The organism is Kribbella sp. NPDC050124 (genome assembly GCF_044460355.1).
Classification (GTDB): Bacteria; Actinomycetota; Actinomycetes; order Propionibacteriales; family Kribbellaceae; genus Kribbella.
Window position 1 is genome coordinate 257,680 of record NZ_JBITJU010000012.1, and the last position, 6,000, is coordinate 263,679.

General features: G+C 62.2%; 8 protein-coding genes. 1 reads left to right on the plus strand and 7 read right to left on the minus strand.

The genetic code is table 11. The features are described 5' to 3' along the window. Window positions 1-55: 55 nt before the first annotated feature. From ACIBL3_RS26950 to ACIBL3_RS26970, 5 genes are all read right to left on the minus strand, one after another. The gene (locus ACIBL3_RS26950) at window positions 56-349 is read right to left on the minus strand and encodes a hypothetical protein (protein WP_396356361.1); all 294 of its coding nucleotides are present in this window, start codon (window positions 347-349) and stop codon (window positions 56-58) included. Window positions 350-553: 204 nt separating this feature from the next. Continuing rightward, window positions 554-1,273: a polymorphic toxin-type HINT domain-containing protein gene (locus ACIBL3_RS26955; protein ID WP_396356362.1), complete on the minus strand. Its 720-nt coding sequence runs from the start codon at window positions 1,271-1,273 to the stop codon at window positions 554-556. A 140-nt stretch (window positions 1,274-1,413) separates the two neighbouring features. Then, window positions 1,414-1,812: a CPCC family cysteine-rich protein gene (locus ACIBL3_RS26960; protein ID WP_396356363.1), complete on the minus strand. Its 399-nt coding sequence runs from the start codon at window positions 1,810-1,812 to the stop codon at window positions 1,414-1,416. Next, window positions 1,809-3,224: a polymorphic toxin-type HINT domain-containing protein gene (locus ACIBL3_RS26965; protein ID WP_396356374.1), complete on the minus strand. Its 1,416-nt coding sequence runs from the start codon at window positions 3,222-3,224 to the stop codon at window positions 1,809-1,811. The genes ACIBL3_RS26960 and ACIBL3_RS26965 overlap by 4 nt, the downstream gene beginning before the upstream one ends. A gap of 450 nt (window positions 3,225-3,674) precedes the next feature. After that, the gene (locus ACIBL3_RS26970) at window positions 3,675-4,025 is read right to left on the minus strand and encodes a hypothetical protein (protein WP_396356364.1); all 351 of its coding nucleotides are present in this window, start codon (window positions 4,023-4,025) and stop codon (window positions 3,675-3,677) included. Window positions 4,026-4,104: 79 nt separating this feature from the next. Between ACIBL3_RS26970 and ACIBL3_RS26975 the strand changes: the two genes are divergently transcribed. Then, on the plus strand, window positions 4,105-4,410 hold the full coding sequence (locus ACIBL3_RS26975) for a hypothetical protein (RefSeq protein ID WP_396356365.1): 306 nt from the start codon (window positions 4,105-4,107) through the stop codon (window positions 4,408-4,410). Here the strand turns inward: ACIBL3_RS26975 and ACIBL3_RS26980 are convergent. Together ACIBL3_RS26980 and ACIBL3_RS26985 are read right to left on the minus strand one after the other, a co-directional pair. After that, window positions 4,350-4,898 (minus strand): hypothetical protein, encoded by a 549-nt coding sequence (locus ACIBL3_RS26980; protein WP_396356366.1) that lies wholly within the window; start codon window positions 4,896-4,898, stop codon window positions 4,350-4,352. The genes ACIBL3_RS26975 and ACIBL3_RS26980 overlap by 61 nt on opposite strands. Continuing rightward, on the minus strand, window positions 4,891-6,000 hold a 1,110-nt coding region (locus ACIBL3_RS26985), incomplete at its 5' end, for an RHS repeat-associated core domain-containing protein (RefSeq protein ID WP_396356367.1). The genes ACIBL3_RS26980 and ACIBL3_RS26985, both read right to left, overlap by 8 nt.

A 6,000-nucleotide genomic window follows, 5' to 3' on the forward strand; every position in this document is an offset into this window, starting at 1 on the left:
CGCTGCCGTCAAGACGCAAAGAACCCCGCCGGATATCTTCCGGCGGGGTTCCTCGCTACCCTCTGATAATTAACACAGAATCCCGATGCTGGACCCCCGACATGTCATAATCTGAACTCCTGGGGTGCGACCAGATGCTGTAACTGAGGCATGCCACAAGGCCGTCACCGCTGTCCGATTTCAGCGCCAAGCAGCGAACCCGCGAGGAATTAGATTCCTGCACGTCGGAGAATTTCAACATCTCCTCAACCTGCACCGGCTCCGCGATGGAAATGGTGAGCGGCTGGTACACCGTTTTCAGCTTCATTCCAACGACGCCATAGAATGTCACCTCAATGAACTCGCGCACCGAAGCTGGATCGACGCTTCGCAGCTTGAACTCCGAATGGCTGACACCGTATCGCCAGGTCCGGAACTTCCGATCGAAGGAGATGGGAAGCCTCGCAGTTGGCTGTGGCGACTCCTCGTCAGGGATCGAATGGGTTGGCAACGGGATTTCCGTTTCTGTAGAAGGTCACGCGAGACCACGCGCTCGGGTTGGCCTGGATGTAGCTTAGCTCCCACGCAGTCGCATGCCCATCGAAGATCGGATCCACCCCCTGCCGGTGCGAGCGGCCGCAACCGGATCGTCGATGCCATTCAAGTTGAAGTGGATCGAAGTCTTCCCGTCATTGACATAGCCCTTGAACTCGCTGACCCATTTGTCGCCGCGAGAGGGCCAATCATGGTACGACCTAGCGCCAAGCGAATCCGCAAATTCATGAAGGGCCATCGGGTTGTTAGCGACCTCGCTAAGTCCGAGTGCGATCCCCCTGCAACCCGGCCCGGTGTTGTGCACCAACACCGGAGTCTTTCCCGCGAGTACATAGTAGGTGTGGATGTCGTCGACAGTGAGGTTGTAGGCGGTCGCGGCACGCTGGGATCCGGGGTGGATGCCACCGACGCGCACGGTCCGCCCGTCCGCGGCGAGTAACTGATCGCCTCGGTCGAGCTCGTCCGCGCGCTGGAACTCACCGTCGGTGGCGTTCCAGAACGGGTGGTCCTCGGTGGTGGTGATGGCCGTACCGTGGAACTCGAGATTGACAACCGTGTCTTCGTGGACCCAGAGCTTGGTCACCTCCCGGGGGCCCCGCTCGCCGGTGTCAGGCTCAGTCGCCAGGACGCCGGTGGTACCCACCTTGGCGGCCTGTCCGTACGCGGTGTACCGGTACGTCGAGGTGGTTCGCCCGTGGTGGCGTCGGTCAAGGTCTCGCGTCACCGTGGGGGTTGACACCGTAGAACGACTTCTTCGTGGTGGTCGTGTTGACCGGAGTATCAACCAAGACGAGGTTCTCAACGCCCGCACCATACGAGTAGGGCACCGCGACCCTGGGTCTGCCGGCTGCACGCGTACCAGGCGCCGGGTCGTTCCGATCAGGCGCTACTTGGCGACTGATCCTTATCCTGCCTCCAAAACGTTGGCCGCCACCAGTAAAGGACGGAGCGATCCTCAGGCCAAGGCACCTCCTGCACCAATGTTTCTTCGAAGCTATCAACGCTCAGATCTATTGGGCGAAAATTCTCGTCGATCGGTTCGTTTCCCGTTGGCGGCCGAGCACTTCCTGAAAGGCGAGATGCGCTGACTCCGATCGCCCTGTACGTCTGCTGGGCATCCACAAGGGACAACTCGTTCGCACCACCCGGGTAGAGCGGCCACCGTAGTTGCACCTGGTCGTCCTCCCAAAGGCAGACAGGGCAGACATGATAGGAACCAGGCGAACCGGTATGCACGAGATGACCACAGCACGGGCACGGGTAGCGCTTAATCATCATGGCACCAACGTTCCAGGCTGTCCATTAAAGTACGCTTTGTCAGCGTTAAAGTATGTGACGATCCCCCTGTCGACGGTAATGCCGAACTCGCCGGTCTTTGGATCGAAATAGTACCGAGTTGTGCCATCTTGTTTGATCAGCATCCCGGGACGCCGCCCCTCACAGGTGCACATCAGATCACGGGCAGCATAGTCATACTCGGATTTCGTTGCAAAACCCATCTGCTCGCCGTGGGCATCATAGTGATCATCGAGGTTCCGACGGCTTGTCCATCTGTCGCCCGAACACCCTGCAGTGTTGTGGACGAGAACCGGCGTGTTGCCAGCGAGTACATAGTAGGTGTGGATGTCGTCGACGGTGAGGTTGTAGGCGGTCGCGGCACGCTGGGATCCGGGGTGGATGCCACCGACGCGCACGGTCCGCCCGTCCGCGGCGAGTAACTGATCGCCTCGGTCGAGCTCGTCCGCGCGCTGGAACTCACCGTCGGTGGCGTTCCAGAACGGGTGGTCCTCGGTGGTGGTGATGGCCGTACCGTCGACCTCGAGATTGACAACCGTGTCTTCGTGGACCCAGAGCTTGGTCACCTCCCGGGGGCCCCGCTCGCCTGTGTCCGGATCGGTGGCCATGACCATGTCACCGGCCTTGACCTCGCTGATCGGCTTCACGGATCCGTCCGCCATCAACACGTTGGTTTCGCCGCTGAAGCTACGGAAACAACCACCACCGCCTGTGGCGCGGCGGCCGGTCGGTGCCTCCGGTCCACCCGTGAGCCGAACTGCTCCGCTGTCGTGGCCGAGGCCCACTACTGTCGGGCCGGTAGGGCTGTAGGGGCCGCACACGATGCCGGGTTGCCGGCACATCTCCTCAGCGAACAGCTTGGAGAACCGGACATCACTCTGGCCGCAGGTCTCCTTTCGGCCGTTCTCTACCTTCCAGGTCTCCATATCGTTGCACTCAACGATCTCCGCGTGACCTTGGCCGCCTCCTTCACCGATGTGCTTCGACGCCGCCACGTCATACGCCGCGGAGAAGTCGCCGGCGTCCTCCGCGGTCACATCGCGGCTACCCAGCCTCTGGGTCACCGCTTTCCCACCCGAGCGATCCTTGCGGCCGTGGTAGTCCATCTCATTTCTGTGGCCGCCGGACTCGATCCGGCTGATGGGGTTGCCGCCGCCGAACATGTAGCGGTTGGCGTTCCAGGGGTCGGTGCCGAGGCCGAGGTCGGTCAGGGCGCCGTTGAACATGTCGCGGGTGAGGAACCGGTTCAGGCCGGGGTTGTACTCGCGGAAGCCCATGTCGTAGGTGCCGGTGGCGCCGTCGAAACGAGCGGAGTTGAACCGGTACGGGTTGACGATGTCGGCGTTGGCGGCCGGGTCGTTGTCCTTGATCTCGTCGTCGCCGGTGGTGCCGATCTTGTCGGGCTGGCACGTAGGCGGTGTACCGGTACGTTGACGTGGTTGTGCCGGTCGTCGCGTCGGTCAGGGTTTCGGTGTCGCCGTGGGGGTTGGTGCCGTAGAACGAACTCGTTGTCGCCCTCTCCACCCCGGTCTTCGACACCTGCTTCAACTGACGCGCCGGCGTGTAGGTGTAGTTCGACGCCTGGTCCAGGTAGTCCGACGTGCCGGCCTTGAGGACCTTCTCGACATCCTGGGAACGGGTCACCGTCAGCGTTGAACCGCAGCGAATGCGACGACACCAACTGGTTACCGCTGACCGGCTTGGTCCGCTCCACCAACGTCCGCAGCAGACCATCCTCGTGATACGTCTGCGTCGTCACATTCCCGTTCGGCTTCGTGACCGTCGACCGCAGACCGCGCGGGTCATAGGTGTAACTCCACGTGTCCAAAGACCCGGTCGGCGACTCACCCGCCTTGACGGTGTCCACCAGGTTCCGGACATCCCACGTGTAGCCGGTATAGCGGCGACACCTGGAGGTTGTTGGTGCCGGCCGGGCGCTGGGCGTGCGTCGACAACACGTTCGAGTTCAGGTCGTAGGTGTAGTCGGTCGTGGCCCGGTTCTGGGTCGCCTTCAACTCCTGCACCTGGGTGGTGCGGGCGAGGCCGTCGGTGGTGATCTTGAACGTGTCGGCCTGCGCGTTCGGGTTGGTGTCCTTGAGCTCGGTCTGCTGGCCGTTCTGGTCATAGTCGTAGGTGAACGACCGCGACTCCACCGGGCTGGTCGAGACGAGCTTGATCGCGTCGGCGACGACCACGCCGGTGGTGGACGGCTTCAGGGTGATCGTCTTGGCGACACCGTTCGGGAAGCTGTAGCTGCCCAGGTTAATCCACGGCGTGGCCGCGGTGCACGCCTTTTGGTCGACCGTCTTCGTCGCCGCGCCGGTGGAGTGGTTGATCGTGTACGTCGCTGCTGTCGTCGCGTTGGCGTTGACCGGGCAGGACGCTTACACGATGACGTTACCGGCCGCGTCATACACGTACGACTCGCTGTCGCCCCTCTCCACCCCGGTCTTCGACACCTGCTTCAGCTGCCGCGCCGGTGATCACATCGTCGCCGCCGTCGTGCCGATCACCCAATTTCAGGCCTTCTCCTGGGCGCCCCTCACCCACCTCACGAAGGCGTCACGCTCCTCTTCTTGATTGGCGACGATTCGATGGGCATAGCTTCCGAGCAGAAAGTCAATGTCGACATTGTATTTTGGATTGGGCACTTTGGAGAATCCCATGATCACGTGACGCTGGAACGAAAGATCTTTGGCGCCTTTATCGTAGAAAGTCCAATGTAGCGTCGGACATCGCTGAATCATGACATCCCCAAGAAATAGGGCTAGGTCATTGACTACCCCGTACCAGATCGAGCGCAGGCGCCCTGTGGCGGGATCGCCCTCGACCGCTGCGCGGAACCAATCATTGAGTTTTTGAAGACCGAAGTCTGAGGGTTCCAGGTCGATTCCATTAAGCTGCAAGAGGCGTCTCAATTCAGCCACCCGCTCGTCTTTGTCCGCCATCAACCGATTGAAGGCGGCACGAGCCTGACGCTTGGACACCTCATGCAACGGACTGGATACACCCGGATCGAAAGCCGAGTAGTCCCCCCATAGGACAGTCATCATCGATTTATCACCCAAACACCCATGGTATACCTGCTTTCCTGAGCGCCTCAGCCAACGGCGCCGTTGGCCCGGCCAATCCCGTAGTCGGGCTCACCGCGAACTCCCAGACCACCGACGTTACGGGACTGTCGGGATCCTTCAACAACTCCACATCTCTTGCAAGCTCCTGACGTGTGCGATCGTCCAGCGACGTGCGGCCGACCTTCGACTCGATAGCTTGCCCGCTAGGAGTCAGGACGTCCAACCGCCGCGGCCCGCTCGCCGCTTGGAGGGTCACTTCTCGCCTCGCCCCGGGGAACCGAGCCGCAATCGCGTCGGAAGCGGCATCCCCGATAGCCTTGTTCCGAAGAATAAGGGGAACCTCGGTCGGTCGCGCGGGCCTGCCGAAGAATCTGCCGAGGAGGGTCCTGCCGAACTGGCCGAGCACGCGCACCTTCGTGGGTGAGGGCAACGGCAAGACTGTGAGGAGCGCCTCAGGAATCCCATGGTCCGGAATAGGGCGGTACGCCCCGTACTTGCCGACGTAGCCCTCGGGCATTACACAGCTAGGGCCGCCGTTGCATCGCGCCATCTCGAAGTAGCGGTCCGGGTGGGGTCGTGCCTCCGGCTCCGAAGGCTCCCTGGCCTGCGTCTGCGTCGCGGTGGCTGTCTGGGGCTGGATGGGGCCGGTGTAGTTGGCGTCGGTGTCGCAGCCGCCTTCGTCGGCCATCGTGCAGTGGCCGTCGAGTTCAACACCGGTGATGGGGTTGCCGCCGGCGAACATGTACCGGTTGGTGTTCCATGGGTCGGTGCCGAGGGCGAGGTCCTTGAGGGCGCCGTCGTAGTAGTCGCGGGACAGGAACCGGTTGAGGCTGGGGTTGTATTCGCGGAAGCCCATGTCGTAGGTGCCGGTGGCGCCGTTGAACCGCTTGGAGTTGAACCGGTACGGGTTGACGATGTCGGCGTTGGCGGCCGGGTCGTTGTCCTTGATCTTGTCGTCGCCGGTGGTGCCGATCTTGTCGGGCTGGCCGTAGGCGGTGTAGCGGTACGTCGACGTCGTGGCGCCGGTGGTGGCGTCGGTGAGGGTTTCGGTGTCGCCGTGCGGGTTGGTGCCGTAGAACATTTTCTTCGACACACC

Bases quoted from the DNA above. Each gene is read 5' to 3' on its own strand.
- ACIBL3_RS26960 (WP_396356363.1), bottom strand. From the start codon at position 1,812: ATGATGATTAAGCGCTACCCGTGCCCGTGCTGTGGTCATCTCGTGCAT.